23 protein-coding genes are annotated in these 25,575 nt (G+C 68.2%); 9 read left to right on the forward strand and 14 right to left on the reverse strand.

Going from position 1 to position 25,575, the window contains the following annotated elements:
- Positions 1 to 73 precede the first annotated feature (73 nt).
- A complete protein-coding gene (locus ACQY9P_RS08585; RefSeq protein WP_421739674.1) occupies positions 74 to 1,198 on the forward strand; it encodes a serine hydrolase domain-containing protein in 1,125 nt (374 codons plus the stop codon).
- A gap of 109 nt (positions 1,199 to 1,307) precedes the next feature.
- Here ACQY9P_RS08585 and rarD read toward each other — a convergent pair whose 3' ends face one another.
- From rarD to ACQY9P_RS08600, 3 genes are all read right to left on the reverse strand, one after another.
- Positions 1,308 to 2,216, reverse strand: a complete 909-nt coding sequence (gene rarD / locus ACQY9P_RS08590; protein WP_421739673.1) for an EamA family transporter RarD — start codon at positions 2,214 to 2,216, stop codon at positions 1,308 to 1,310.
- A gap of 94 nt (positions 2,217 to 2,310) precedes the next feature.
- Positions 2,311 to 3,339, reverse strand: coding sequence for an aspartate-semialdehyde dehydrogenase (locus ACQY9P_RS08595; RefSeq protein ID WP_421739672.1), 1,029 nt, complete (start codon positions 3,337 to 3,339; stop codon positions 2,311 to 2,313).
- Positions 3,340 to 3,463: 124 nt separating this feature from the next.
- The gene (locus tag ACQY9P_RS08600; RefSeq protein ID WP_421739671.1) at positions 3,464 to 4,372 is read right to left on the reverse strand and encodes a LysR family transcriptional regulator; all 909 of its coding nucleotides are present in this window, start codon (positions 4,370 to 4,372) and stop codon (positions 3,464 to 3,466) included.
- A 94-nt stretch (positions 4,373 to 4,466) separates the two neighbouring features.
- On the opposite strand from ACQY9P_RS08600, the gene ACQY9P_RS08605 reads away from it, so the two are divergent.
- A complete protein-coding gene (locus tag ACQY9P_RS08605; protein ID WP_421739670.1) occupies positions 4,467 to 5,462 on the forward strand; it encodes an aldo/keto reductase in 996 nt (331 codons plus the stop codon).
- Positions 5,463 to 5,552: 90 nt separating this feature from the next.
- Positions 5,553 to 7,652 (forward strand): catalase, encoded by a 2,100-nt coding sequence (locus ACQY9P_RS08610; protein ID WP_421739669.1) that lies wholly within the window; start codon positions 5,553 to 5,555, stop codon positions 7,650 to 7,652.
- Between the two features lie 119 nt (positions 7,653 to 7,771).
- Here the strand turns inward: ACQY9P_RS08610 and ACQY9P_RS08615 are convergent, their stop codons facing one another.
- Positions 7,772 to 9,391, reverse strand: a complete 1,620-nt coding sequence (locus ACQY9P_RS08615) for a long-chain fatty acid--CoA ligase (RefSeq protein WP_421739668.1) — start codon at positions 9,389 to 9,391, stop codon at positions 7,772 to 7,774.
- 691 nt (positions 9,392 to 10,082) lie between these two features.
- Complete coding sequence (locus ACQY9P_RS08620) at positions 10,083 to 10,358, reverse strand: hypothetical protein (RefSeq protein ID WP_421739667.1); 276 nt, start codon at positions 10,356 to 10,358, stop codon at positions 10,083 to 10,085.
- A 177-nt stretch (positions 10,359 to 10,535) separates the two neighbouring features.
- Here ACQY9P_RS08620 and ACQY9P_RS08625 point away from each other — a divergent pair, with 177 nt between their 5' ends.
- Entirely contained in the window at positions 10,536 to 10,922 is a 387-nt protein-coding gene (locus ACQY9P_RS08625) for a BlaI/MecI/CopY family transcriptional regulator (protein ID WP_421739666.1), read from the forward strand.
- Positions 10,919 to 12,535, forward strand: a complete 1,617-nt coding sequence (locus ACQY9P_RS08630; RefSeq protein WP_421739665.1) for a M56 family metallopeptidase — start codon at positions 10,919 to 10,921, stop codon at positions 12,533 to 12,535. Before ACQY9P_RS08625 ends, ACQY9P_RS08630 begins: the two co-directional genes overlap by 4 nt.
- 16 nt (positions 12,536 to 12,551) lie before the next feature.
- Here ACQY9P_RS08630 and leuB read toward each other — a convergent pair whose 3' ends face one another.
- The 6 genes from leuB to trmD all read right to left on the reverse strand — a co-directional run bounded on the left by leuB (position 12,552) and on the right by trmD (position 17,696).
- The gene (leuB, locus tag ACQY9P_RS08635; protein WP_421739664.1) at positions 12,552 to 13,604 is read right to left on the reverse strand and encodes a 3-isopropylmalate dehydrogenase; all 1,053 of its coding nucleotides are present in this window, start codon (positions 13,602 to 13,604) and stop codon (positions 12,552 to 12,554) included.
- 12 nt (positions 13,605 to 13,616) lie between these two features.
- Positions 13,617 to 13,919 (reverse strand): putative quinol monooxygenase, encoded by a 303-nt coding sequence (locus ACQY9P_RS08640; RefSeq protein ID WP_421739663.1) that lies wholly within the window; start codon positions 13,917 to 13,919, stop codon positions 13,617 to 13,619.
- Between the two features lie 147 nt (positions 13,920 to 14,066).
- Positions 14,067 to 14,675: a 3-isopropylmalate dehydratase small subunit gene (leuD, locus tag ACQY9P_RS08645; RefSeq protein WP_421739662.1), complete on the reverse strand. Its 609-nt coding sequence runs from the start codon at positions 14,673 to 14,675 to the stop codon at positions 14,067 to 14,069.
- Positions 14,675 to 16,117, reverse strand: coding sequence for a 3-isopropylmalate dehydratase large subunit (gene leuC, locus ACQY9P_RS08650; RefSeq protein WP_421739661.1), 1,443 nt, complete (start codon positions 16,115 to 16,117; stop codon positions 14,675 to 14,677). The genes leuD and leuC overlap by 1 nt, the downstream gene beginning before the upstream one ends.
- A 444-nt stretch (positions 16,118 to 16,561) precedes the next feature.
- A complete protein-coding gene (gene rplS / locus ACQY9P_RS08655) occupies positions 16,562 to 16,954 on the reverse strand; it encodes a 50S ribosomal protein L19 (protein ID WP_421739660.1) in 393 nt (130 codons plus the stop codon).
- A gap of 4 nt (positions 16,955 to 16,958) precedes the next feature.
- The gene (gene trmD, locus ACQY9P_RS08660; RefSeq protein WP_421739659.1) at positions 16,959 to 17,696 is read right to left on the reverse strand and encodes a tRNA (guanosine(37)-N1)-methyltransferase TrmD; all 738 of its coding nucleotides are present in this window, start codon (positions 17,694 to 17,696) and stop codon (positions 16,959 to 16,961) included.
- Between the two features lie 132 nt (positions 17,697 to 17,828).
- On the opposite strand from trmD, the gene ACQY9P_RS08665 reads away from it, so the two are divergent.
- Positions 17,829 to 19,499 carry a TadE/TadG family type IV pilus assembly protein gene (locus ACQY9P_RS08665; protein WP_421739658.1) on the forward strand — a complete coding sequence of 557 codons (1,671 nt, stop codon included), beginning with the start codon at positions 17,829 to 17,831 and terminating at the stop codon, positions 19,497 to 19,499.
- A 57-nt stretch (positions 19,500 to 19,556) separates the two neighbouring features.
- Here ACQY9P_RS08665 and ACQY9P_RS08670 read toward each other — a convergent pair whose 3' ends face one another.
- Positions 19,557 to 20,492 (reverse strand): isopenicillin N synthase family dioxygenase, encoded by a 936-nt coding sequence (locus tag ACQY9P_RS08670; protein WP_421739657.1) that lies wholly within the window; start codon positions 20,490 to 20,492, stop codon positions 19,557 to 19,559.
- Positions 20,493 to 20,683: 191 nt separating this feature from the next.
- Between ACQY9P_RS08670 and ACQY9P_RS08675 the strand changes: the two genes are divergently transcribed.
- Positions 20,684 to 21,358, forward strand: coding sequence for an OmpA family protein (locus ACQY9P_RS08675; protein WP_421739656.1), 675 nt, complete (start codon positions 20,684 to 20,686; stop codon positions 21,356 to 21,358).
- Between the two features lie 134 nt (positions 21,359 to 21,492).
- On the opposite strand, the gene ACQY9P_RS08680 is transcribed toward ACQY9P_RS08675, so the two are convergent.
- Positions 21,493 to 23,397, reverse strand: a complete 1,905-nt coding sequence (locus ACQY9P_RS08680) for a monovalent cation:proton antiporter-2 (CPA2) family protein (RefSeq protein WP_421739655.1) — start codon at positions 23,395 to 23,397, stop codon at positions 21,493 to 21,495.
- Between the two features lie 3 nt (positions 23,398 to 23,400).
- Positions 23,401 to 23,943, reverse strand: a complete 543-nt coding sequence (locus ACQY9P_RS08685; RefSeq protein WP_421740129.1) for an NAD(P)H-dependent oxidoreductase — start codon at positions 23,941 to 23,943, stop codon at positions 23,401 to 23,403.
- Positions 23,944 to 24,126: 183 nt separating this feature from the next.
- Between ACQY9P_RS08685 and ACQY9P_RS08690 the strand changes: the two genes are divergently transcribed.
- Positions 24,127 to 24,852, forward strand: coding sequence for a CoA transferase subunit A (locus tag ACQY9P_RS08690; RefSeq protein WP_421739654.1), 726 nt, complete (start codon positions 24,127 to 24,129; stop codon positions 24,850 to 24,852).
- The gene (locus ACQY9P_RS08695; RefSeq protein WP_421739653.1) at positions 24,852 to 25,493 is read left to right on the forward strand and encodes a 3-oxoacid CoA-transferase subunit B; all 642 of its coding nucleotides are present in this window, start codon (positions 24,852 to 24,854) and stop codon (positions 25,491 to 25,493) included. Before ACQY9P_RS08690 ends, ACQY9P_RS08695 begins: the two co-directional genes overlap by 1 nt.
- The last annotated feature ends 82 nt before the right edge of the window (positions 25,494 to 25,575 follow it).

The following is a 25,575-nucleotide window of genomic DNA, read 5'->3' on the forward strand; positions in this document are numbered from 1 at the left end:
TGTGGCGGTCCCGGGTCTTCGCTGCGTTACGCCCGGGATGACAAGGGTGTTGGCCCTGCGCTAGACCGCTTCCATGACCGACATCACCGGCCTTTGCCCCGACCGCTTCTCCGCCGTGCGGGAAGCTTTCACCGCCAACTTCGAAGACGGCGGCGAGCTGGGCGCCCGCTTCGCCCTGGCCGTCGACGGCGAGATCGTCGTTGACCTGATGGGCGGGTTCGCCGACCGCAAGCGCGAGATCGCCTTCGGTCCCGATACCCTGACGCCGCTGTTCTCGACAACCAAGGCCGTCGCCGCCCTGATGGTGGCCCGGCTCGTCGACGAAGGGCGCCTGGCCTATGACCAGCCCGTCGCCGACGTCTGGCCCGAGTTCGCCCAGAACGGCAAGGCGGCGGTCACGGTCGAGCAGGCCCTGTCGCACCAGGCCGGCCTGTCGGGTTTCCTGGACGAGACCGATCCCTCGATCTGGTTCGACTGGGACGCCACCTGCGCCAAGCTGGCGGCCATGGCCCCGATCTGGCCGGTCGGCTCGGCCAGCGGCTATCACCCGATCACCTTCGGCTATCTGGCTGGAGAGATCTTCCGCCGCGTGGATGGCCGCACGATGGGAACTGCCCTGCGCGAGGACATCGCCGGTCCGCTGGGGCTGGACCTGTGGATCGGCCTGCCCGACAGCGAGCACGACCGCTGCGCTGAGCTGATGCGGCCCAGCGCCCTGCCGAAGTTCGGCGCGATGAACGACGCGGTGAAGGCCGCCTTCCTGACGCCCTGGGCGGCGCCGGGCGGACGCGGCACGGGTGACTGGCGCCGCGCCGAGATCCCTTCCGCCAACGGCCACGCCACCGCTCCGGCCCTGGCGCGGCTGATGGGCGCCCTGGCCAATGGCGGAGCCCTGGATGGCCGTTCGCTGATCACCCCGGCTGGGATCATGGCGGCCAGCGCCGAGCGGATCGTCGGCCAGGACCTGGTCCTGCCCTTCGTGATCAGCTGGGGCGCGGGCTTCATGCGCAACACGCCCAACATGTTCTACGGCCCCACGGCCGAGGCGTTCGGCCATTCCGGCTGGGGCGGATCATGCGCCTTCGCCGATCCGGCCACCGGCGTGTCGGGCGCCTATGTGATGAACAAGCAGGGCAGCGCGCTGATCGGCGATGAGCGGGCGGTGAGGCTGATCGAGGCGGCCTACGCGTCCTTGTAAACAGTCATCCCGGCCAAGCGCGGAGCGCGTAGAGCCGGGACCGCCGGAAGCTCTGAGCCTTTCGCGGTCCCGGGTCTCCGCTACGCTGCGCCCGGGATGACAGGTTCCTTCAGGCCGCCACCGCCCGCGCCCGCTTCCACGCCCCATAGGCGAACACCGCCACGCCCGCCCAGATGAAGACGAACGACAGCGCCCGCATCGGGGTGAAGGCCTCGCCCAGCGCGACGCCGACGCCGAACTGGATCGTCGGGGCGATGAACTGCAGGAAGCCCATGGCGCTCAGCGGCATGCGGCGGGCCGACCAGGCGAACAGGGCCAGCGGCACGACCGTGGCCGGTCCGGCCAGCAGCAGCAGGGTGGTGACACTCGCGCCGGCGCCGAAGTGTCCCGCGCCGGTCGATTGCAGGTGCAGCACATAGAGCAGACCTGGAATGGCCAGATAGGCGCACTCGATGAACAGGCCTGTCTGGGCGTCGGCCTTCACCTGCTTGCGCAGGATGGCGTAGGCGCAAAAGCTGAGCGCCACGCCCAGCGAGATGATCGGCACATGGCCCAGGGCGGCGGTCTGGATGGCCACGCCCACCGCCGCCAGCCCGATGGCGATCGCGCCCTCGCGGGTGATGCGTTCCCGGAACAGCAGCGCGCCGGCCGCCATGTTCATCAGCGGGTTGATATAATAGCCCAGGCTGGTCTCGATCACGTGGCCGGCGTTGACCGCGAACACATAGATCGACCAGTTGATGAAGATCGCCGCCGTCGAGCACGCCAGGATCAGCAGGGTCTTGGGCTGGCGCAGCACGGCCGCGACCTGTCCGGCCTGCCGGGCCAGCAGCACGGCGAGGAACGCCCAGGGCGCCGACCACAGGGTGCGGTGGGCGATCATCTCCCAGGAGCCGACCCCCAGCCTGGACAGCAGGTGGAAATAGAGCGGCAGGAAGCCCCACAGCAGATAGCAGCCCACCCCGGCGATCAGCGCGGTCCGGGCTTCGTCCGGGCTCTTGTTCAAGTCAGCCGACATCACGTCGTCCTTCAGTCCAGAATGAAAAAGGGCTCCCGGGACCTTAAGTCCCGGGAGCCCCTGAAACGTCCACCCGCTTGTTGCGGAAGGCGGTTTAGGCCGGGACTTTCTGCTTGATCAGACCCTTGTCATGCAGAAGCTGCGCGATCTGCACGGCGTTCAGCGCCGCGCCCTTGCGCAGGTTGTCGGCCACGCACCACAGAACGATGCCGTTCTCGACGGTGGGGTCGGTGCGGATGCGCGAGACATAGACCGGGAACTCGCCGGCGCTTTCCTTGGGCGTCATGTAGCCGCCGTCCTCGCGCTTATCGATGACTTCCACGCCGTCGGCGTCGCGCAGGATCTCGCGGACATCGTCCTCGTCCAGCGGGGTCTCGAACTCGATGTTCACCGCCTCGGCGTGACCGACCATGACCGGCACGCGCACGCAGGTGGCGACCAGCTTGATCGACGGATCCAGGATCTTCTTGGTCTCCGCCATCATCTTCCACTCTTCCTTCGTGAAGCCGTCCTCCATGAAGCTGTCGATGTGGGGGATGACGTTGAAGGCGATCTGCTTGGTAAACTTCTTGGGGGGCGGCGCGCCCAGGACGAAGACGCCCTTGGTCTGCTCCCACAGCTCGTCCATGCCTTCCTTGCCCGCGCCCGACACCGACTGGTAGGTCGAGACGACGACGCGCTTGATCTTGGCTTCGTCGTGCAGGGGCTTGAGCACCACGACCAGTTGCGCGGTCGAGCAGTTGGGGTTGGCGATGATGTTCTTGGGCAGCTTGTTGACGGCTTCCGGGTTCACTTCCGGCACCACCAGCGGCACGTCCGGATCCATCCGGAAGTGGCTGGAATTGTCGATCACGATCGGACCGGCCGCGCCGATCTTCTCGCCCCATTCCTTGGAGATGGCGCCGCCGGCGCTCATCAGCACGATATCGACCGTGCTGAAGTCGAATTGGGCCAGGTCCTCGCACTTGAGGATCTGATTGCCGAACGAGACCTCGACGCCGATGGATTTCCGGCTGGCGATGGCGTGCATCTTGTCGACGGGGAATTTCACTTCCTCGAGGATGTTGAACATCTCACGGCCAACATTGCCCGTGGCGCCGACCACGGCGACCCGGTAACCCATAGCGGTCTCCAATTCGTCTTTCCTTCCGACAGTGAAGGGTGCGCCCCGTTACGCCCCGGGGGCGCGATAGGCAAGGCGAGGGTTTCTCGCGGAGCCTATAGATAGGGCGCGGCGCGGCAATTTTTCACCAGCCCTGGCGCGTTTTCTCGGCCTTCACGAAATCCACGAAGGCCCGCAGCGGCGCGGGCATGTGGCGGCGGCTGGGATAGTAGAGCAGGGGGCCGGTGAACGGCGGCAGCCAGTCGTCGAGCACGCTTTCCAGGCGGCCGGCGGCCAGGTCCCCGGCGACGAAATCCTCGAAGGTGGCGATCAGGCCGACGCCGGCGATGCAGGCTTCCAGCTCCAGGTCGATGCTGGTCGAGATCAGTGGGCCGGACGGGCTGATGCGGATGACCTCGCCGTCCTTCTCGAACTCCCAGGCGTGGCTGACTCCGCTGGGAAAACGGTGGCGGATGCAGGCGTGGTCCAGCACCTCGCGCGGATGGACCGGCCGGCCATGGGCGGCGAAATAGGCTGGCGCGCCGACGACCACGAACCGTTGCGGCCCGGCCAGGGGCGTGGCGATCATATCCTTCTCCATCCGCTCGTCATAGCGGACGCCCGCATCGAAGCCGGCCGCCAGCACGTCGATGAAGGTGTCCTCGGCCGTGACCTCGATCGAGACGCCTGGGTTGGCCGCCAGGAAACGTGGCAACAGGCGGGGCAGGATCACCCGCGCCACCACGGTGGGCACGTTCAGGCGCAGGGCGCCCCTCGGGCTGTCGCGGAAGGCGTTGACCTCGTCCAGGGCCAGGGCGACGTCGGCCAGGGCGGGGGTCAGGCGCTCCAGCAGCTTCTGGCCGGCCTCGGTGGGGGTGACGCTGCGGGTGGTGCGGTTCAGCAGCCGCACCCCAAGCCGCGCCTCCAGCCGGCGCACCGCCTCGCTCAGCGACGAGGCCGAAACCCCGCGCACGCTGGCCGCGCCGCGAAAGCCCCGGGCGCGGGCCACGGCGGTGAAAGCGTCGAGATCGGCGAAGTCGGCGTCAGAGGCCATTGTGCGTAATTCCGAACGGGTCGTGCGGCATTGGCCGGATTATCGCACGGCGCACCGGGGCGCATAACCCCTCCACGAGATTTGGAGACACACCATGAAGACGCATCAACTCGGCAAGACCGGCCCCGTCGTTTCGGCCTTCGGCCTGGGCTGCATGGGTATGTCCGACATGTACGGCCCCACAGACCGGGCCGAGAGCCTGGCCACCTTCGACGCCGCCGTGGAGCAGGGCGTGACCCTGATCGACACCGGCGACTTCTACGGCATGGGCCACAACGAGATGCTGATCGGCGAGGCCCTCAAGCGCCACAGGCGCGAAGACCTGGTGCTCAGCGTCAAGACCGGCGCCCTGCGCGATCCGGCCGGGGCCTTCCTGGGCTATGACAGCCGGCCCAACGCCATCAAGAATTTCCTGGCCTACAGCCTCAAGCGGCTGGGCGTCGATCACATCGACATCTACCGCCCCTCGCGTCTGGATCCGACCGTGCCGATCGAGGACACCATCGGCGCGATCGCGCAGATGGTGCAGGCTGGCTATGTCCGCCATATCGGCCTGTCTGAAGTGGGCGCCGAGACCATCCGCCGGGCCGCCGCCGTCGCGCCGATCGTCGACCTGCAGATCGAATATTCGCTGGTCTCGCGCGGGATCGAGGCTGACATCCTGCCCACCTGCCGCGAGCTGGGCATCGGGATCACCGCCTATGGCGTGCTCTCGCGCGGCCTGATCAGCGGCCACTGGAGCAAGGACCGCGCGGCCGCCGGCCGCGACTTCCGCGCCTTCAGCCCGCGCTTCCAGGGCGACAATCTCGACTCCAACCTGGCCCTGGTCGATGCCCTGCGCGCCGTCGCCGAAGCCAAGGGCGTGACCACGGCCCAGGCCGCGATCGCCTGGGTGGCCGCTCAGGGTGACGACATCGTGCCGCTGATCGGCGCCCGCCGTCGCGATCGCCTGACCGAAGCGCTGGGCGCGCTTGAGGTCTCGCTGTCGCCTCAGGATCTGGCGGCCATCGAGGCGGCGGTGCCCAAGGACGCGGTGGCCGGCACGCGCTACGCCGAGGCGATGATGGCCCACCTCGACAGCGAACGCTGAGGCCTTCGCCGCCAACCGCGCTCCTGGTCGGAACCATCCGTTCCGGCCAGGGGTTTGGCCGTCACCCGGGCGCAGCAGGAGTGGCGGACAATGGCCAGCGAATTCAAGACCGACATCGGCAAGGGCGGCGAGACCCATCAGCACATTCCCGACAAGGGCCCCCACGACGGCGAGGCCCACCTGACGACCAATCAGGGCATCCGCGTCTCCGACAATCAGAACCAGCTGAAGAGCGGCGAGCGCGGTCCGGTGCTGCTGGAGGACTTTGTCCTTCGCGAGAAGATCTTCCACTTCGACCATGAGCGCATTCCCGAGCGCATCGTCCATGCCCGGGGCACGGCCGCCCACGGCTATTTCGAGCTCTATGAGTCGCTGGCCGACCTGACCAAGGCCGACATCTTCCAGCGGGCCGGCGAGAAGACGCCGCTGTTCACGCGGTTCTCCACCGTGGCCGGCGGCGCGGGCAGCGTCGACACGCCCCGCGACGTGCGCGGCTTCGCGGTCAAGTTCTATACCAAGGAAGGCAACTGGGATCTCGTCGGCAACAACATCCCGGTGTTCTTCATCCAGGACGCCATCAAGTTCCCCGACCTGATCCACGCGGTGAAGATGGAGGCCGATCGCGGCTATCCGCAGGCCGCCAGCGCCCATGACACCTTCTGGGACTTCATCAGCCTGATGCCGGAATCCACCCACATGATCATGTGGGCGATGAGCGACCGCACCATCCCGCGCTCCCTGCGCACCATGGAAGGCTTCGGCGTCCACACGTTCCGGTTCGTCAACGCCGCCGGCAAGTCGACCTTCGTCAAGTTCCACTGGAAGCCCAAGCAGGGCGTGGCCTCCACCCTGTGGGACGAGGCGGTCAAGCTGGCCGGCGCCGATCCCGACTTCCAGCGCCGCGACATGTTCGAAGCCATCCAGCGCGGCGACTTCCCGGAATGGGAACTGGGCATCCAGGCCTTCGACCAGGCCTTCGCCGACAGCCTGCCCTTCGACGTGCTGGACCCGACCAAGCTGATCCCCGAAGAGGTGCTGCCCGTCCGCATCGTCGGCCGGATGGTGCTGGACCGCTATCCCGACAATTTCTTCGCCGAGACCGAGCAGGTCGCCTTCTGCCCGGCCAATGTGCCGCCGGGCGTCGACTTCACCAATGACCCGCTGCTGCAGGGCCGTCTGTTCAGCTATCTCGACACCCAGAAGAGCCGCCTGGGCACGGCCAATTTCCACCAGCTGCCGATCAACGCGCCCAAGTGCCCGGTGATGAACTTCCAGCGCGACGGCCAGATGCAGATGGCGGTGCCGAAGGGCCGCGCCAACTATGAGCCCAACAGCCTGACCGAGACGGCCGGCGAAGAGGGCGGGCCGCGTGAATGCCCGATGACCGGCTTCACGACCTTCCCGTCGGCCGATGTCGCAAACGAGCAGGGCGACAAGCTGCGCATCCGCCCCGAGAGCTTCGCCGACCACTACAGCCAGGCGCGGCTGTTCTTCCGCTCGCTGGATGCGGCCGAGCAGGCCCACCTGGCCTCGGCCATCGTCTTTGAGCTGTCCAAGGTGGGCATCGAGGCGGTGCGGACGCGGATGATGTCCAATCTGGTCAATGTCGATCCGGACCTCGCCAAGCGGGTTGGCGCGGGCCTCAACATGCCCGTGCCCAAGGCGTCGAAGACGGCGGCGCCGGTGCAGGATCTGGACCTGTCGCCGGCCCTGCGGATCGTCAACGGCCCGCGCGCCCCGGCCGACATCAAGGGCCATGTCATCGGCATCCTGGTGGCCGACGGCTCCGACGCGGCGGCGGTCGACACGCTGAAGGCCGCGCTCAAGAAGGCCGGGGCCGTGGCGAAGGTGATCGCGCCGAAGATCGGCGGCGCCAAGGGCGCGGACGGAACCCTGATCCCGGCCGACGGCCAGCTGGCCGGAACGCCCTCGGTGACGGTGGACGCCATCGCTCTGGTGCTGTCCGACACCGGCTGCGCGGCCTTGCTGAAGGAGGCCGCCGCCGTCCAGTTCGTCATGGACGCGTTCGGCCACCTGAAGGCCATCGGCGCGACCGATGCGGCCAAGCCGCTGCTGGACAAGGCCGGCGTCGAGCCTGACGACGGCGTCGTGGGCCTGGGCGCCGACTTCATCGCCGCGGCGGCCAAGCGGTTCTGGGACCGCGAGCCGAAGGTGCGCATGCTGGCTTGACCCAGATCCTCCCCCTGTGGGGGAGGCGGCGCGAAGGCGCCGGTGGGGGGAGCAGGCCCACCTCGGCAAACTCCCCCCTCCGTCGGCTGCGCCGACACCTTCCCCGCCAGGGGGAGGACCTACCCCATCAGATGCGCCCGCCACGTCGCGCGAAGCACCTTCTTGTCGATCTTGCCCGTGGCCGTCAGGGGTACGGGGGCGAAGACCACGTCATCGGGGGTCCACCATTTGACGATGTGCGGGGCCAGGTAGTCCAGCACCTCGGCCTTGGTCAGCGCCCAGCCCTCGTGGACCTCGATGATCAGAAGCGGCCGTTCCTCCCACTTGGGATGCGGCACGCCGATCACGGCGGCGATCTTCACCCCCGGACAGCCGACGGCGAAATTCTCCAGGTCGATCGAGCTGATCCACTCGCCGCCCGACTTGATCACGTCCTTCTGACGGTCGGTGATGCGCATGAAGCCGTATTCGTCCAGCGTGGCGATGTCGCCGGTGTCGAACCAGCCGTCGTCCTGGGCGGCGTCGGCGTCCTGGCGGAAATAGCGCTTCACCACCCAGGGGCCGCGCACCTTCAGGGCGCCGGAGGTCTCGCCGTCGCGCGGCGCGTCGGTTCCGTCATCGGCCTCGACCTTCAGCTCGATGCCGAACTGCAGTCGGCCCTGGCGGGTCCAGATCGCCTCGTCCATGGCCTCCTCGCCCAGGGCGGCCAGGGCCGGGGTGGGGGTGGCGACCACGCCCAGCGGGCAGGTCTCGGTCATGCCCCAGATCTGCAGCACGCTGACGCCGTAGAGACGCTTGAAGGTCTCGGCCATGGCCCGCGGCACGGCGCTGCCGCCGATCACCACCCTTTTGAGGGTGTCCGGCCGCTGGCCGGTCTGCTCCAGCCAGGCCAGATACATGGTCCAGATCGTGGGCACGCCGCCGGTGAAGGTGACGCCCTCGCCCTGGATCAGGGCGTGCAGGGACGCGCCGTCCATCTTGTCGCCGGGCAGGACCAGCTTGGTCCCGCACAGCGGGGCGGTGAAGGGCAGGCCCCAGGCGGTGGCGTGATAGAGGCTGGAACACGGCATCACCACGTCGAAGGCGGTGAAGCCAAAGGCGCTGTTCAGGCCGCCGGCCATGGCGTGCAGCACCACGGCCCGATGCGAATACAGCACCCCCTTGGGGTCGCCGGTGGTGCCCGAGGTGTAGCAGAGGAAGGCGCCGGCGTTCTCGTCGAAGCTGGGCCAGGTCAGGCTTTCGGCCTCGTCGGCGATCAGGGTCTCGTAAGAGATCGCGCCCACCGCTCCGGGAAGCGTCCGCGCGTCGTCCGACAGCATGACGAAGGTCTTCACCGTGGTCAGGTAAGGGGCGATGCGGTCGATCAGGTCGGCGAAATTTCGGTCGAAGAACAGGACCGCGCTTTCCGCGTGATTGATCGTGTAGATGATCTGGTCATCGAACAGGCGGGGATTGGCGGTGTGCAGCACCGCGCCGATCCCGGGGACGGCGTAGAACAGCTCCAGATGCCGGTGGGTGTTCCAGGCCAGGCTGGTGATCCGGTCGCCGGGCTGGACGCCCAGTCGCTTCAGCGCGTGGGCCAGCTGGGCCGAGCGCCGAGCCAGACCCGCATAGTCATAGCGCCAGACCGGCTCGTCGATCAGCTTGGAGACGATCTCGCGCGCGCCATGGGCCTGCTGGGCATAGGTCAGGATGCCGCTGATCATCAGCGGGGTGGTCTGCATCAGGCCCGGTAACATGCGCTTGCTCCCTTTTTCGTTGGGCTCAGCCTAGGGCCTATGGCGGGGTCTGGGGAAGAGCCGCTTGCCCCCTACGGGCTGCTGCGCCTCCATCTTCCCCCTACGGGGGAGGACGACCTGCGAAGCAGGTCAGGAGGGGGCAAGTCTGGCGGACACGGCTTCGCCGCCTCGCGCTTTCGCTGCGATGGTGATGGGAAGGGTCGCGGAGCGTCCGGGCCTCGCCCGGATGTGTGAGTAGTGAATACCGTTTTCGACGAAGACGAACGCTCCGCGTGATCGTTATCCCTCTGGCCGGCACGCGCGGGTCTCGTTCAACCCTTTGCACCCCTCCCGGGCGCTCCTCCTCGCGACGGACCCAGCCTTGGGCTGCAGCCTCGCCGATTCCGGAGGACCCGGAACGAACCTTCGGACGGGCGGAGGCTTTGGCCTTCCTCCGATGGACAGGTTTACGTCACCTGTCCTCTCAACCCGCTCGACCACCCCTCAAAGCCCGTCGGGTCGCCGGCCGGACGTCCCTTCCCCTGCTTCAGGGTGAGATCATTATGCGGGCGGTTTGAACGCGGAGGATTGGCGCGATCAACTATTTCACAAGCCATTGATCTGGCTGGATTTCATTCCGGAAAGAACGGGGATCCAGCCCGCTCTGTCCCCGTGGCGCCGCGCTTCGAAAGACGTCGAGCGCGGCCCGGGGTCAGTTGGGGATCACCGGCGCGCCGCCGCCCTGCATGCGGTCCTGGGCGCCGTCGACGTTGCGGCGCTGGGCCTTGCGCTGTTCGGGCGTGGTGCAGACCTTGACCGGGAAGCGGCTGCCGGTCGGGGTGTCGGTGGTGCAGACCAGGCCCGCCGCCTTGGCGCCCTTGGGCTTGTCCTTGCCGGGCTCGGGCGCGGCCGGCGCGGTGGGGGTGTCGGCGAAGGCTGGGGCCGTCAGGGCCAGGGACAGGATAAAAGCGGACACCAGACGACGCATGGAGATTTCCCCGGTTCACGAAAGGCCCGCAGGAAGGCCGTGGGCGCGGGAAGGCGTCAAGTTACGAAAAGGCCATGCGCCGGCGGGCTCGCGCATTACGCCGAATTCATCCTGCCGCGTGGCACGGCGCCTAGGCGCGCTACGCATGTAGCGCTACAAGTGTAGCGAACCTGCTCCATGGAAGCCGCCATGATCGACGCCCTGCCCCGACGTGAACGCGAGGTCTTCGAGACCCTTTGCCGGCTGGAGGCCAGCACCGCCGCCGGAGTTCGGGCCGCGCTGTCCGATCCGCTCAGCGACTCGGCGGTTCGCACCATGCTGTCGCGGCTTGAGGCCAAGGGCCTGGTCGAACGCTCGGCCGGCGCCGACGGCTTTGTCTACAGCCCCGTCCAGCGGGCCGAGGCCGTGGCGGCCGGGGCCCTGCGGCGGGTGATCGACACCTTCTTCGCCGGATCGGCGGCCAGCGCCGCCACCGCCCTGCTGGGTCTGGGCCAGAGGCTGACCGCCGAAGAGGCCGCCGCCCTGGAGCGGGTGATCGACCAGGCCGTGGAGCGCAAGCCATGACCTGGACCCTGCTGCTGGCCCTGCTGGTCAAGTCCAGCCTCGTCTCCGGCGCGGGCCTGGCCTGCGCCCGTTTTCTGGCCCAGCGCCCGGTCGACCGGGTCGACATCCTGCGCGCGACGGTCTGCCTGCTGCTGGCCCTGCCGGTGGTGATGAACGTGCTGCCGGCGCTGGACCTGGCCCTGCTGCCCGCGACGCCGCCCTATGCGCCGCCCGCTGACCTGGTGGCTGGGACGGAAGCGGCGACGGCGTCCGCCGCGACATGGCCGCCGTCCGTCCAGATGGTCGGCGGGCTGTGGCTGCTGGGCGTGGCCGTCGTCGTCGGCCGCCTGCTGCTGGGTCTGCTGACCCTGGAGCGCTGGACCCGTCAGGGCCGCCCGGTGGCGTGCGCGGACTGGCTGGCGCCGCTGGAAGGCCTGTCGCCGGTCGACCGCCCCGGCCTGGTGTCCAGCGACCGCGTCTCCAGCCCGCTCAGCTGGGGCGTCGCGCCCGGCTTCATCGTGGTGGATCAGGCCAGCCTGGCCGAGCGCCACGCCGCCCCGGCCATACTGGCCCACGAACTGGCCCATATTCGCCGCCATGACTGGGTCTTCCTGGTGCTGTCGCGGCTGGCCCTGGCGCTGTTCTGGTTCAACCCGCTGGTCTGGCGGCTGCACGCCGTGCTCGTCGAGCGGTCGGAGGAAGCCGCCGACGCCGCCGCGCTCGAGACCGTCGATCGCGCCCTCTACGCCCGCACCCTGGTGCGCCTGGCCGCCCATCCCGCGCCGCGTCTAGCCGGCCCTCGCCTCGCGACGGCCATGGCCGCCGACGCCCGAACGCTGAAGACAAGGATCGCCTGCATCATGACCCACACGTCCGCCCGCCGTCGGCCGCTCACCGTGGCCCTGACCGTCGTCGCCCTGGCCGCCGTCGCCACGCCGCTGGCCGCGCTGGGCGTCAGCCGGCAGGTCTGGATCGAGGCTCCCGCGCCGCCTCCTCCGCCGCCGCCGGCTCCGCCCGCGCCCCCCGCGCTGGCGGCCGTGGCCGCGCCGCCCGCCCCGCCGGCGCTGCCCGCTCTACCCGCGCTGCCCGCTCCGCCTCCAGAGCCGCCCGCGCCGCCCGCGCCGCCGGAAGATGTCGCCTACAGCGATTTCCGTGTTCCGACGGCTGACGAGCTGCGCCGGGCGCAGGAGGCTGGCCTTCGCGCCGGAGAAGCCCGCGCCCTGGCCGTCGAGGCCCGCCGCATCGCCGCCGAAGTGCGCGCCCGGGCCGGAGACGTCCGCCAGGCTGTTGAGGAAGCCCGACGCCACGCTGACCTGGCCCGGATTGACGGCCAGCGCGCGCGGGAGATCGGCGAGCGCGCGCGCGCCGATGCGACCCGACACATGGCCCTGGCCCGTGTCCAGATGGCCAAGGGCGCCGAGCAGATGCGCCAGGGCGCCCGGGAGATGCGCGCCGAAGCGGCCCGCCTGCGCGATCCCGCCTATCGCGCCCGACAGATCGCCGAGAACCGCGCGCGGGGCAGCGATGTCACCGACGCCGAACTGAAGGCCCTGGCCGACAGCCTGCCGGGCCAGGCCGACGACCTGGAACGCCAGGCCGACCGGCTGGCCGAAGAGGCCCGCAAGCCGGTCTAGCGCGGGGTGAAGGGGCTCAGAGCCCCTTCAGGACCGCGTCGCCCATTTCGACCGTGGTCAGCGATCCGCCCAGGTCGCCGGTGCGGGCGCCGCCGTCCAGCGCCGCCTTGACCGCCGCCAGCAGGGCGTTGGCGGCGTCGCCGCGGCCCAGCGACCAGCGCAGGGCCATCTCGAACGACAGGATGGCGGCCAGCGGATTGGCCACGCCCTTGCCGGCGATGTCTGGGGCCGAGCCGTGGATGGGCTCGTACAGGCCGGGCTTGCCCGGGGCGCCGAGGGCGGCCGAGGGCAGCATGCCCAGCGAGCCGGTCAGCATGGCGGCGGCGTCCGACAGGATGTCGCCGAACAGGTTGTCGGTGACGATGACGTCGAACTGCTTGGGCGAGCGGACCAGTTGCATGGCGCAGTTGTCGGCCAGGATGTGCTCCAGCTGAACGTCGGCATAGTCACGGGCGTGCAGCTCGGTGACGACCTGCTTCCACAGCAGGCCCGACTCCATCACGTTGGACTTCTCGGCCGAGGCCACGCGGTTGGACCGGCCCCGGGCCAGTTCGAAGGCGACGCGGGCGACGCGCTCGATCTCGGCGGTGGTGTAGACTTGGGTGTCGACGCCGCGCTTCTGGCCGTCGCCCAGATCGGTGATGCCGCGCGGCTCGCCGAAATAGACGCCGCCCGTCAGTTCACGGACGAACATGATGTCCAGGCCCGAGACCAGTTCGCGCTTGAGGCTCGAAGCGTCGGCCAGGGCTTCGAAGCAGTAGGCCGGGCGCAGGTTGGCGAACACGTCCATGGCCTTGCGCAGGTTCAGCAGGCCGGCTTCCGGGCGCAGGTGGCGCGGGGCGTCCTTCCACTTGGGACCGCCGACGGCGCCCATCAGCACCGCGTCGCTGGCCAGGGCCCGGTCACGGACCTCGTCGGTCAGGGGCGTGCCGTGGGCGTCATAGCTGGCGCCGCCATAGATGGCCTCTTCGACATTGAGGTCCGGCGTCAGGGCGGCGGCCACGCGGCGGACCTGGGCGGTGACTTCGGGACCGATGCCGTCACCCGGCAGGAGGAGAAGCGTGGACATGGAGGGCTCTCTTCAGATTTCGCGGTAGGCGGAAACGTCGAACGACGACATGCGGCGCTCGCCCATGCCCAGCTCCGGCCAGCAGGCGCGCCAGGCGGCCATGTGCGGACTGGCGCGGTGGAAGGCCAGGGCGTCTTCGTCGACGAAATGCTCATAGACCCGGATCAGGCCCGGATCGAGCGGATCCTCGGTCAGGGCGTAGTCCAGGCAGCCCGGCTCGGCCCGGCTGCCCTCGACCTGGGCGCGCAGGTGCGGACGCAGGTCGGCCAGGCGTTCGGGCGGGAGGCGGACGGTGCCGGCGAGGATGATGGTCATGTCAGCACTCTCTCCCTTCCCCCTCGATGGGGGAAGGGCGGGGATGGGGGTGAAGGCGGTTCAGGATGTGGCGATGCCGAGCCGAAGCCCGCTGGCGGTGTCACCCCCACCCCTGCCCCTCCCCCATCCAAGGGGGAGGGAAGAGATCTAGACTTCCAGCCAGGGCTCGCTGATCGCCCGCTTGCTCTCATAGAGGTCGATATCGCCGCCGTGCATCATGGTCTCGCCGATGGCGTCCAGGCCGCGCAGCATCTTGTCCTTGCGGACCGGGTCGATCTGGAAGGCGAAGGTCTTGCCCGAGGGCGAGATCACCGTCTGGGCTTCCAGGTCGATGCTGACCATGTGGTTGCCGCCCTTGGCCTCGTCCATCAGGACGGCGATTTCCTCGGGGGCCAGCACCACTGGCAAGAGGCCGTTGTTGAAGCAGTTGTTGTTGAAGATGTCGGCGAAGCTGGTCGAGATCACGCACATGATCCCGAAGTCCATCAGGGCCCAGGGGGCGTGCTCGCGCGACGATCCGCAGCCGAAATTGTCGCCGGCGATCAGGACGGACGAGCCCTTGTACTCCGGCCGGTTCAGCACGAAGTCGCTGATCTCGTTCCCCTCGCCGTCGAAGCGGAAGTCGTAGAACAGGCCCTTGGCCAGGCCCTCGCGCTCGACGGTTTTCAGGAACTGCTTGGGGATGATCTGGTCGGTGTCGATATTGGCCAGGGACAGGGGGACGGCGCGGCCGTCGAGGCGGGTGAAGGCCTGCATCAGACGGTCTCCTCAAGGAAGGTGCGCACATCGACGAGGTGGCCGGCAATCGCCGCCGCCGCCGCCATGGCGGGGGAGACCAGGTGGGTGCGGCCGGCGCGGCCCTGGCGGCCTTCGAAGTTGCGGTTGCTGGTCGAGGCGCAGCGCTCGCCCGGCTGCAGCTTGTCGGGGTTCATGGCCAGGCACATCGAGCAGCCCGGCTCGCGCCAGTCAAAGCCCGAGGCCTTGAAGATGGCGTCCAGGCCTTCTTCCTCGGCCTGTTCCTTGACCAGGCCCGAGCCCGGCACGACCATGGCGGTGACATGCTGCGCGACAAGGCGGCCGTGCAGGAAGGCCTCCTGCACCACGGCGGCGGCGGCGCGCATGTCCTCGATCCGGCTGTTGGTGCAGGAACCGATGAACACGCGGTCGATGCGGGCTTCCGAGATCGGCTGGCCGGCGGTCAGGCCCATATAGTCCAGGGCGCGATGGGCGGCCGAGCGCTTGTCCGGCGTGGCGAAGCTCTCAGGGTCAGGCACATTGCCGGTCACCGGGATGACGTCTTCGGGGCTGGTGCCCCAGGTGACCATCGGGACCAGGGTCGAGGCGTCGATCGTCACGGTGCGGTCGAAGACGGCGTCCGGATCGGAGAAGAAGGTCTTCCAGTGGCTCTTGGCCATGTCCCAGGCCGCGCCCTTGGGGGCGGCGGGCTTGCCCTGGATATAGGCGTAGGTCTTGTCGTCGGGCGCGATCAGCCCGGCCTTGGCCCCGCCCTCGATGGTCAGGTTGCACAGGGTCATGCGGCCTTCCATCGACAGGGCCGAGATGGCCTCGCCGGCGAACTCGATCACATAGCCGGTGCCGCCGGCGGTGCCGATCTCGCCGATCACGGCCAGAGCGATGTCCTTGCCGGTGACGCCGGGGCCCAGCTGGCCGTCGACGCGGACCAGCATGTTCTTCGACTTCTTCTGACGCAGGGTCTGGGTGGCCAGGACGTGCTCGACCTCGGACGTGCCGATGCCGTGGGCCAGGGCCCCGAAGGCGCCGTGGGTCGAGGTGTGGCTGTCGCCGCAGACGATGGTCATGCCCGGCTGGGTGCGGCCCTGCTCGGGACCCACCACGTGGACGATGCCGTTGCGGATATCGCCCATCGGGAAGAACTGGATGCCGTTGTCCTTGACGTTGCGGGCCAGGGTCTGCAGCTGCAGGCGGGCCTCCTCGTCCTTGACGGCGTCGACGCCCAGGGCCTGGCCCTCGGTCGGGATATTATGGTCGGCCACCGCCAGGGTGCGGTCGGGGCGGCGCACCTTGCGACCGGCCGCGCGAAGGCCGGCGAAGGCCTGCGGGGTGGTGACCTCATGGATCAGGTGCAGGTCGATATAGAGGATGGCCTCGCCGTCGGCTTCGCTGACGACGTGGGCGTCCCAGATCTTGTCGTAAAGGGTCTTTGGTGCATGGGCCATGATACCCGCGCATCTAGGCCTTGAGGGCGCGCGCGTAAAGCCGGGAAACGCCTAAAATTCGCGGCGGTTGGTGAGGCAAGCGGTGGATCGTGCCCCATATTCCTATCGCCTAAGCCCAACGGCGCATGTTTCTTGCGCCTTTGTCGAGGGGCGGCGACGAAAGAGGGCGCGCCGTTCGAGCGCGCCCTCGTGTCGTTATTTGGTTTCGTGACCTGAAGCCTTTGAAACCGGCCACACCCTGCAAGGGAGCGGTCTGAAACCCCATCGCCATGGCGGCGGGGGCGTCATCACGGTCCGCCCAAAGACGGCTTCTGTCAATAAGTGTGCGAACGCACTAAAGGGCGATATCAACCCGTTGGGGCGAGAGCGGCCCAGAAAATCGCGGCAAAGAAAAAGGCCCCGGCGTTTCCGCCGGGGCCTCGTTCAATCACCAGGAAGGGCAGCCTATTCGGCGGCGCCCTTTTCCTTGCGGATCGTCTGGCGTTCGGCGATGCGGGCCGACTTACCGCGACGGTCGCGCAGATAGTAGAGCTTGGCGCGACGGACGACGCCGCGACGCTTGACTTCGATGCTTTCGATGTTCGGCGACAGCAGCGGGAACAGACGCTCCACGCCTTCGCCGAACGAGATCTTGCGGACCGTGAAGCTCTCATGGATGCCGGCGCCCGAGCGGGCGATGCAGACGCCCTCGTAGGCCTGAACGCGCTCGCGCTCGCCTTCCTTGATCTTCACGTTGACGCGCAGGGTGTCGCCCGCCTGGAATTCCGGGATCGCCCGGACGGCCAGCAGACGCGCGGATTCTTCCTGCTCGAGTTGCTTGATGATGTTGATAGCCATGTCTTCAGTCTCCTTTGGGCTTACCCGTTTTCGGGCCGCCTTTTGCCTGTTGATTGGCGAGATGCGCTTCCCAAAGATCGGGCCGCCGCTCGCGAGTAGTTTCTTCACGCATACTGTTCCGCCACTGGGCCACCCGCTTGTGGTCGCCCGACAGCAGCACCTCGGGGATATCCAGTCCTTCGAACGTCCGCGGTCGCGTATATTGCGGATGCTCGAGGAGGCCGTCCTCGAAGCTTTCTTCCAGCGTGCTCTCGATGTTCCCCAGCACACCCGGGGCAAGTCGAACGCACGCCTCGATCACGACCATCGCCGCCGCCTCGCCACCGGCGAGCACCGCGTCTCCGACCGAGACCTCCTCGAACCCCCGGGCGTCGAGCACCCGCTGGTCCACCCCCTCGAAACGGCCGCACAGGACGATGATCCCGGGCGCCTCGCTCCATTGCCGAACACGCGCCTGGGTCAGGGGCCGACCCCGGGCGCTCATGTACAAAAGCGGCCGCCCACCGACCTCCACGCTGTCCAGCGCGGCGGCGATGACGTCCGCTTTGAGTACCGCTCCCGCGCCGCCACCCGCAGGGGTGTCGTCGAGGAAGCCGCGCTTATCCTTGGAAAAGGCCCGAATGTCCAGTGTTTCCAATCGCCACAGGTCCTGCTCCTTCCAGGCGGTCCCGATCATCGAGACGCCTAGGGGGCCGGGGAAGGCCTCGGGGAACATGGTCATGACGGTGGCTGTGAACGGCATGGGCGCTGTTTAGCGCCGCCGCGCGGGATTGTCGAAGCGCCCGGGGGCGGCGGCCATGTTCATCACGGGCATTGGCGGCTTGTTCACCCTCTTGCGGCAGGATCACGGCTCGAATTTCGTCCGGACCTGGTCATGATCGCACGCCGCCGCCTCTTTCAACGTCTGAGCGCCAGCCTGGCCGGCCTGCTCGGACGCCTGCGGCGCGACGAACGGGGCGCGATCGCCGTGCAGTTCGCCTTCCTGGCCCTGCCCATCGCCATCCTGGCCTTTGGCCTGATCGACATGAACCGCATCAGCCTGCAGCGGCGACAGCTGCAGGACGCCCTCGACGCCGCCACCCTGATCGCCGCCCGCTCGACCGCCACCACCGACGCCGCGCTCGACACCGTGGGCGACGCGGCCTTCCTGGTCGAGATGAACGGCCTGGGCGTGACCCTGACCGCCGCCAATTCCACCTTCAAGGCAGGGACGGGCAATCGCGTCATCGGCACGGTGTCGGTGACCATCAAGCCGATCATCACCAACCTCTGGACCCGGACCGACCCCACCATCACCGCCACCTCGGACGTGCTGCGCTCGGTCAACAAGCTGGAAGTGGCCCTGGTGCTGGACAACACCGGCTCGATGGCCAGCACCCTGGGGTCCGGGGGAACCAAGATCGACGCCCTGATCGATGCGTCCAAGAGCCTGGTCGACACGCTCTATGCCGCCGCCGCCCGGGCCTCGGAGGCCGACGCGGTCAAGATCGCCGTCGTGCCGTTCTCGATGACGGTCAACGTCGGCAGCGCCTACAAGAACGCGGCGTGGCTGACCGGGACCCTGCCGGCCGAATATGGCAGCGACGTCTTCGCCACCCGCTCCAACCGCTTCGCGCTGCACACCGCCATGGGCACGTCATGGACCGGCTGCGTGGAAAGCCGGCCCGACCCCTACGACATCGCCGACACCGCGCCGTCGTCCTCGACGCCGGCCACGATGTTCGTGCCGTATTTCGCGCCGGACGAGCCGGACTATTCGTACCGCATCTACAAGTACAGCAGCGGCAGCACGACGCAGACCAACTACAACTATTACACGGCCAACGACTACGCGACCGACTACGCCGCCAACCCCAACGCCTATGGCACGCCGACCGACTGGTTCACCCGCCAGGGCGTCCTGGCCAAATATACGTCAAGCTCGCTGCGCGGCGGGGCCACGGCCTTCGACTCCGGCCCCAACGAGGGCTGCGGCATCACCAGCGTGCTGCGCATGACCAATGTCCGCACCAGCGCCGGCGCCACGACGGTCAAGGACAAGCTCGACCAGATGGTCGCCACCGGCAACACCAACGTCGCCATGGGCGTGGTCTGGGGTTGGCACATGGTGTCGCCAAACGCGCCGTTCGCCGACGGCTCGGCCTATGGCACCGCCAATGTCAGCAAGGTGCTGGTGCTGCTGACCGACGGCGACAACGTCATGAGCGAAAGCAACAACGACAACGACTCCACCTACAGCGGCTACGGCTATGTCTGGCAGAAGCGGCTGAAGAACGCCTCGAACGTGGCGCTCGACGTCGGGTCGACGGCCAACCAGCGGCGCGACGCCATGGACAGCCGCCAGACCAAGGCCTGCGCCGCCGCCAGGGCCAGGGGCGTGGTCATCTACAGCATCGGCGTGGGTGTCTCCACGCACTCCAAGGCGGTCCTGCAGGGCTGCGCCTCGACGAGCGACAAATATTACGACGTCACCGACTCAGCCCAGCTGGCGGCGGTGTTCGACTCGATCGCCGGCTCGATCCAGAACCTGCGGATCGCCAAATAGAAACGGCCCCGCCGGCACGACCGGCGGGGCCCCTGTTCTTGCTCGCCCTCGCGGCGGTCAGGCCAGCTTGATCTCGCGCAGGCGCTGCTGGAGGAACTCGTCGGCGGTGATCGACTCCGGATAGCGGTCCGGATTTTCCGGCGTGATGCAGCCGGGCAGGGTCTTGATCTCGTAGTCCGACGCGAAGTGCAGGAAGAACGGCGTCGAATAGCGCGGGATGTGGCGGCGCTCGGGCGGCGGGTTCTGCACGCGGTGGATCGTCGAGGGCAGGACGTGGTTGGTCAGCCGCTCCAGCATGTCGCCGATATTGATCACGATGCAGCCCGGCGGCGGGTTGATCGGCAGCCAGTCGCCGTTGCGGTCCAGCAGCTCCAGCCCGCCTTCCTCGGCGCCCATCAGCAGGGTGATGGTGTTGATGTCGCCGTGCGCGCCGGCCCGCACGCCCGTGGCGTCGAGCGGGATCGGCGGATAGTGCAGCAGGCGCAGGACGCTGTTGCCGTTTTCGATGGTGGGTTTGAAGAAGTCGCGGTCCAGCTTCAGATAGACGGCGATCGCCTCCAGAACCTTGCCGCCCATGCTGTCCAGCGCGTTGTAGAACCAGCTGACGTCATGCTTGAAGGCCGGGATCTCGGCCGGCCAGACATTGTCGGCCATGGTGGCGCGGAAGCGGTGGCCGGGCGGCAGGTCGCGGCCCATGTGCCAGAATTCCTTCAGGTCGTAGTGGGTCGCGCCCTTGGCGGTTTCGACGCCGAACGGGATGTAGCCGCGCGCGCCGCCCTTGACCCCGGCGTACTGCTTCTTGATGTCGACGGGCAGGGCGAAGAAGGCCTTGGCGTCGGAGAGGGCCGCGTCGATGCGGTCCTGGTCCAGGTCGTATTCCGACAGGACGGCGAAACCATAGCGCTCGAACGAGGCGCCCAGCGACTGGGCGAAGCCGGCGAAGTCTTTTTGATACAGGGTGAAAGAGACCGGTTCGATCGCGGACGTGGACACGGGGGCGAAGCCTTCAGCAAGTCATTCGGAAAAGGAGTAAGCGCCGGCTTACTACACCGGGATGGCCAAGGCGCGAAGACCCGTTCATCGCGCCGTCATGTGCGATAATGGAACTTGACCATGGGACAGGCGTTTGCCCTGTCGATGAACAAGCGTGACCACGCGCGCCAAGAACACGGAAGACGCCGACCATGATGAAGAAGACCGCTCTCGTCGCCCTGCTGATGGGCGCCGCCGCCCTGACCGCCTGCACCACCACCGATCCCTATACCGGCATGCCGGTGCGCAACAACACGGGCACGGGCGTGTTGACCGGGGCCGGCGTCGGCGCGGTGCTCGGCTATCTGACCAACACCAATTCGGGCGAGCAGGGCCGCAAGAACGCCCTGATCGGCGCGGGCATCGGCGCCCTGGCCGGCGGCGCGGTCGGCAACTACATGGATCGCCAGCAGGCCGACTTCCGCCGCAGCCTGGAAGGCTCGGGCGTGATGATCCGCCGCAACGGCGACCAGATCGTGCTGGTCATGCCCAGCGACGTGACCTTCGCGGTCGACCAGTCGGACGTGCAGCCGCAGTTCACCCGCGTGCTCGACGACGTGGCCCGCACGCTGAACGCCTATCCGCAGACCACCATCGACGTGGTCGGCCATGCCGACTCCAGCGGCCCGGACGCCTATAACCAGACCCTGTCGGAACGCCGCGCCAGCGCCGTGGCCAGCTATCTGGTCGGCGCCGGCCGGGTGCTGGGCGACCGCGTCTTCGTCGCCGGCATGGGCGAGCGCCAGCCGGTCGCCGACAACGGCACGGCCACGGGCCGCAGCCAGAACCGCCGGGTCGAGATCATCCTGCGCCCGATCACGCAGTAAGGTCAGCGGCCAAAAGTCCTCCCCCTGAAGGGGGAGGCGGCCGGAGGCCGGTGGGGGAAGACCGCAATGAGTCAGCAGCACTTCCCCCTCCGTCGCCTGCGGCGACACCTCCCCCGCTAGGGGGAGGATTGGATCTAATCCGCCCCTTCCGTCTCCGCGCGCTCGCGCAGTTCCTGTTCCAGGCTCGCCGTGTCCCATGCCCCGCCGGCGTCGCCCGGGCGCATGCGCGAGAGGTCGGCGGCCAGCAGGCGGTCCATGGTCTTGGCGGCGTCGCGCGAGGCCAGGATATAGGCTTCTTCCTGGCCCCACATCGGACGCAGCTCCTCGAAGCTGCGGCGGTCGTGGCGGCGGAAGAACGAGGCCGCGCGGTGCGCGCGGTGCGCCCGGAAGCCCAGCTTCTGCAGGGCGACTGTCCCCAGCGACAGGGCCGACTCGAAGGTCTCGCGCTCGACCGCGTCGGCGCCGTTGGCCAGCAGGTCATAGGCGTGACGGCGGTCCCAGGCCCGGGCCAGGATCACCAGGTCGGGGAAGGCCTTGCGGGCCGTCTCGACCAGCTCGACCGTCTTTTCGCGATCATCAAGCGCCACGATCAGCATCCGGGCCCGCTCGATGCCGGCGGCCCGCAGCAGGTCCATCCGCGTGGCGTCGCCATAGTGCACCCGACGGCCGAAGCGCCGCAGCAGGTCGATCTGCTCGATGTCGCTGTCCAGAACCGTTGAGCGGAAGCCGTTGGCGGTCAGCAGGCGGCCGGTGATCTGGCCGAAGCGCCCGAAGCCGGCGATGATGATGTCGGGCTCGCCGTCCTCGAAGTCGCCGGTGTCGGGGACGACGTCCGGAATGGCCGCGTCCATCAGGGCCGCCACCCGCTCGTAGAGGATCATGGCCAGCGGTGTCAGGGCCATCGACACGGCGACGGCGGCGGTCAGCAAAGCCGCCAGCGTGGCCCCGATCACCCCCGCGCCGACCGTGAAGGTCAGCAGCACGAAGGCGAACTCGCCGCCCTGGGCCAGGGCCGTGGCCACGGCGGCGGCCCCGCGCAGGGGCGCGCCGAACAGCCGAGCCAGGCCCAGCATGACCAGGAACTTCAGCACCATCAGCCCCACGACCAGGCCGATCAGGGTCAGGGGCTGGCTGGCGATCAGGGGCAGGTCGACGCCCGCGCCCACCGTGATGAAGAACAGGCCCAGCAGCAGCCCCCGGAAGGGCTCGATGTCGGTCTCCAGCTCGCGGCGGAACTCGCTTTCGGCCAGCACCACGCCCGCCAGGAAGGCCCCGAGGGCGGGGGACAGGCCCACCATCTGCATCAGGCTGGCCACGCCCACCACGATCAGCAGGGCGGCGGCGGTGAAGATCTCGCGCAGGCGGGACTCGGCGATGAACCGGAACAGCGGGCGCACCAGATAGCGGCCGCCGCCGACCACGGCGCCGACGGCGGCGAACACCGACAGGCCCTGCGCCCAGATCGGCAGATTCGCCACCAGGCTGCCGCCGCCATGTCCGCCGGCGTCGGCATGCGCGGTCGGGGCGATGGTGGCCAGCAGCGGCAGCAGGGCGAACATCGGAATGACCGCCAGGTCCTGCAGCAGCAGCACCCCGAACGCCGCGCGGCCCACGGGGCCTTGTCGCAGGCCCTTCTCGTCCAGGGTCTGCAGCACGATGGCGGTGGACGACATGGCCAGCACCAGCCCCACGGCCAGGGCCGTCTGCCAGGGCAGGCCCAGCAGCATCGAGACCCCGGCGATGGCGAGGGAGGTGCCCACCACCTGGGCGCCGCCGAAGCCGAAGATCGCCTTGCGCATGTCCCACAGGGTGGAGGGCTGCACCTCCAGACCGATCAGGAACAGCAGGATGACCACGCCGAACTCGGCGAACTTCATCACGTCGGCCTGCGCGCCGATCAGCGACAGGGCGTGGGGGCCGATCACGACGCCGGCGATCAGGTAGCCGAGCACCGAGCCGAGGCCCAGGCGCTTGGCGATCGGCACCGAGATCACGGCGGCGCCCAGATAGACCAGGGTCTGGGTGAGGAAGGATTGCACCGGTCAGGCCCCCTTTTTCTCGGAAAGCGTCTTCTGGGGCAGCAGGGAGGCGACCCGGGCCTTGTAACGCTCGGCCTCGGCCTTCAGGGCCTCGTCGTCCTTGACCGCCGCGCCATGCACGACGAACGGCGTCTCCCAGACCATGCCGCACAGGTGGGCGGTCTGTTCCAGCGGGCGCAGGAACTCGTCCATCGTGAAGCGGTTGTAGCCCTGGGCGTGATAGGCCTTGGCGCTGGCCCCGGTGGTGCAGGCCACGAACAGCCGCTTGCCCCGCAGGGCCACGCCGTCATGGCCGTAGGCGAAGCCGTGCAGCCAGACCAGGTCCAGCCACTCCTTCATCAGGGCCGGCGTCGAATACCAGTAGAGCGGGAACTGCAGGGCGATGACGTCGTGCGCCACCAGCAGGGCCTGCTCGGCCTCGATGTCGATCGCGAAGTCGGGATAGGTCTCGTAGAGGTCGCGGAAGGTGACGCAGGACAGGCTCTTGGCGGCCTTGGCCAGGGCCCGATTGGCGCGAGAGCGTTCAAGCGCCGGATGCGCCAGCATCAACAGCACGCCGGAGGTGGCGGGCGTCACGGAGCCGGTGTTAGCGTCAGGTGTCACGCGGACTCTCCGAACTCGAAAACTGGGGTTTGGGAAAATTTATTCATCAAGGGTTGAATTTCTTGGGCGACCGGGCGAGACCCTTCGCCGAACACCGGAACGCCAGATACCGGATGCGGAGGACCCATGGTCGACAAGCGAAGCAAGGACGCCGCCGAAGCCCTGTCGGGGCTTCTGTTTGACGGCATGACCATCATGGCCGGGGGCTTTGGCCTGTGCGGCATTCCGGAAAACCTGATCGCGGCGATCCGCGAGACGGGCGTCAAGGACCTCACGGTCGTCTCCAACAATTGCGGCGTCGACGGCTTCGGCCTGGGGATCCTGCTGGAAAATCGCCAGATCAAGAAGATGATCAGCTCCTATGTGGGCGAGAACAAGCTGTTCGAACAGCTCTACCTCAGCGGCGAGCTGGAACTGGAGTTCAATCCGCAGGGAACCCTGGCCGAACGCATTCGCGCCGGCGGCGCGGGCATTCCGGCCTTCTTCACCAAGACCGGCGTCGGCACCCTGGTGGCCGAGGGCAAGGAAGTGCGCGAGTTCGACGGCGAGCTCTATGTGATGGAGCGCGGCCTGACGGCCGACCTGTCGATCGTCAAGGCCTGGAAGGCCGACGCCGAGGGCAACCTGATCTACCGAAAGACGGCCCGGAACTTCAATCCGATGATGGCCACGGCCGGCAAGGCCACCGTGGTCGAGGTCGAGGAGATCGTCGCCGTCGGTTCGCTCGACAAGGACAACATCCACACCCCGGGCATCTATGTCGACCGCGTGCTGAAGGGCGCCAAGTTCGAAAAGCGCATCGAGCGCGTCACCACCCGCCCGAGGGAAGACAAGACTGGGGAGACCGTCTGATGGCCTGGACCCGCGACGACGTCGCCGCCCGCGCGGCCAAGGAGCTGAAGGACGGCTTCTATGTGAACCTGGGCATCGGCATCCCGACCCTGGTGGCCAACCACATCCCCGAGGGCATGAGCGTGACGCTGCAGAGCGAGAACGGCATGCTGGGCATGGGCCCCTTCCCCTATGAGGGCGAAGAGGACGCCGATCTGATCAACGCCGGCAAGCAGACGATCACCGAACTGGACTCCAGCTCGTACTTCTCCAGCGCCGACAGCTTCGCCATGATCCGCGGCGGTCACATCGCCCTGTCCATCCTGGGCGGCATGCAGGTGTCGGAAAACGGCGACCTGGCCAACTGGATGGTGCCGGGCAAGATGGTCAAGGGCATGGGCGGGGCCATGGACCTGGTGGCCGGCGTCAAGCGCGTGGTGGTGGTGATGGACCACTGCGAGAAGTCCGGCGCGCCCAAGCTGCTCAAGCGCTGCTCGCTGCCGCTGACCGGCGCGGGCGTGGTCGACCTGCTTATCACAGAGCTGGGCGTCTTTGAGATCAATCGCGGCAAGACGCCGGTGCGGCTCATCGAGCTGGCGCCGGGCGTGACCGTGGACGAGGTGAAGGCCAAGACCGAGGCGGCGTTCGAGGTGGCGGTCTAGAGTCTGTTAGATCCTCTCCCTATGGGAGAGGTGTCGTCCGAAGGGCGACGGAGAGGGGCTGCCATGAACAGCAGGGACTTCC

The sequence above is a fragment of the Caulobacter sp. genome (assembly GCF_965279145.1).
In the GTDB taxonomy this organism is placed as follows: Bacteria; Pseudomonadota; Alphaproteobacteria; order Caulobacterales; family Caulobacteraceae; genus Caulobacter.

What these genes read in the sequence shown, in the direction of transcription:
- ACQY9P_RS08585 (WP_421739674.1), top strand. Translation starts at nt 74, where the DNA reads ATGACCGACATCACCGGCCTTTGCCCCGACCGCTTCTCCGCCGTGCGG.
- rarD (WP_421739673.1), bottom strand. Translation starts at nt 2,216, where the DNA reads ATGTCGGCTGACTTGAACAAGAGCCCGGACGAAGCCCGGACCGCGCTG.
- ACQY9P_RS08595 (WP_421739672.1), bottom strand. Translation starts at nt 3,339, where the DNA reads ATGGGTTACCGGGTCGCCGTGGTCGGCGCCACGGGCAATGTTGGCCGT.
- ACQY9P_RS08600 (WP_421739671.1), bottom strand. Translation starts at nt 4,372, where the DNA reads ATGGCCTCTGACGCCGACTTCGCCGATCTCGACGCTTTCACCGCCGTG.
- ACQY9P_RS08605 (WP_421739670.1), top strand. Translation starts at nt 4,467, where the DNA reads ATGAAGACGCATCAACTCGGCAAGACCGGCCCCGTCGTTTCGGCCTTC.
- ACQY9P_RS08610 (WP_421739669.1), top strand. Translation starts at nt 5,553, where the DNA reads ATGGCCAGCGAATTCAAGACCGACATCGGCAAGGGCGGCGAGACCCAT.
- ACQY9P_RS08615 (WP_421739668.1), bottom strand. Translation starts at nt 9,391, where the DNA reads ATGTTACCGGGCCTGATGCAGACCACCCCGCTGATGATCAGCGGCATC.
- ACQY9P_RS08620 (WP_421739667.1), bottom strand. Translation starts at nt 10,358, where the DNA reads ATGCGTCGTCTGGTGTCCGCTTTTATCCTGTCCCTGGCCCTGACGGCC.
- ACQY9P_RS08625 (WP_421739666.1), top strand. Translation starts at nt 10,536, where the DNA reads ATGGAAGCCGCCATGATCGACGCCCTGCCCCGACGTGAACGCGAGGTC.
- ACQY9P_RS08630 (WP_421739665.1), top strand. Translation starts at nt 10,919, where the DNA reads ATGACCTGGACCCTGCTGCTGGCCCTGCTGGTCAAGTCCAGCCTCGTC.
- leuB (WP_421739664.1), bottom strand. Translation starts at nt 13,604, where the DNA reads ATGTCCACGCTTCTCCTCCTGCCGGGTGACGGCATCGGTCCCGAAGTC.
- ACQY9P_RS08640 (WP_421739663.1), bottom strand. Translation starts at nt 13,919, where the DNA reads ATGACCATCATCCTCGCCGGCACCGTCCGCCTCCCGCCCGAACGCCTG.
- leuD (WP_421739662.1), bottom strand. Translation starts at nt 14,675, where the DNA reads ATGCAGGCCTTCACCCGCCTCGACGGCCGCGCCGTCCCCCTGTCCCTG.
- leuC (WP_421739661.1), bottom strand. Translation starts at nt 16,117, where the DNA reads ATGGCCCATGCACCAAAGACCCTTTACGACAAGATCTGGGACGCCCAC.
- rplS (WP_421739660.1), bottom strand. Translation starts at nt 16,954, where the DNA reads ATGGCTATCAACATCATCAAGCAACTCGAGCAGGAAGAATCCGCGCGT.
- trmD (WP_421739659.1), bottom strand. Translation starts at nt 17,696, where the DNA reads ATGCCGTTCACAGCCACCGTCATGACCATGTTCCCCGAGGCCTTCCCC.
- ACQY9P_RS08665 (WP_421739658.1), top strand. Translation starts at nt 17,829, where the DNA reads ATGATCGCACGCCGCCGCCTCTTTCAACGTCTGAGCGCCAGCCTGGCC.
- ACQY9P_RS08675 (WP_421739656.1), top strand. Translation starts at nt 20,684, where the DNA reads ATGATGAAGAAGACCGCTCTCGTCGCCCTGCTGATGGGCGCCGCCGCC.
- ACQY9P_RS08685 (WP_421740129.1), bottom strand. Translation starts at nt 23,943, where the DNA reads ATGCTGGCGCATCCGGCGCTTGAACGCTCTCGCGCCAATCGGGCCCTG.
- ACQY9P_RS08690 (WP_421739654.1), top strand. Translation starts at nt 24,127, where the DNA reads ATGGTCGACAAGCGAAGCAAGGACGCCGCCGAAGCCCTGTCGGGGCTT.
- ACQY9P_RS08695 (WP_421739653.1), top strand. Translation starts at nt 24,852, where the DNA reads ATGGCCTGGACCCGCGACGACGTCGCCGCCCGCGCGGCCAAGGAGCTG.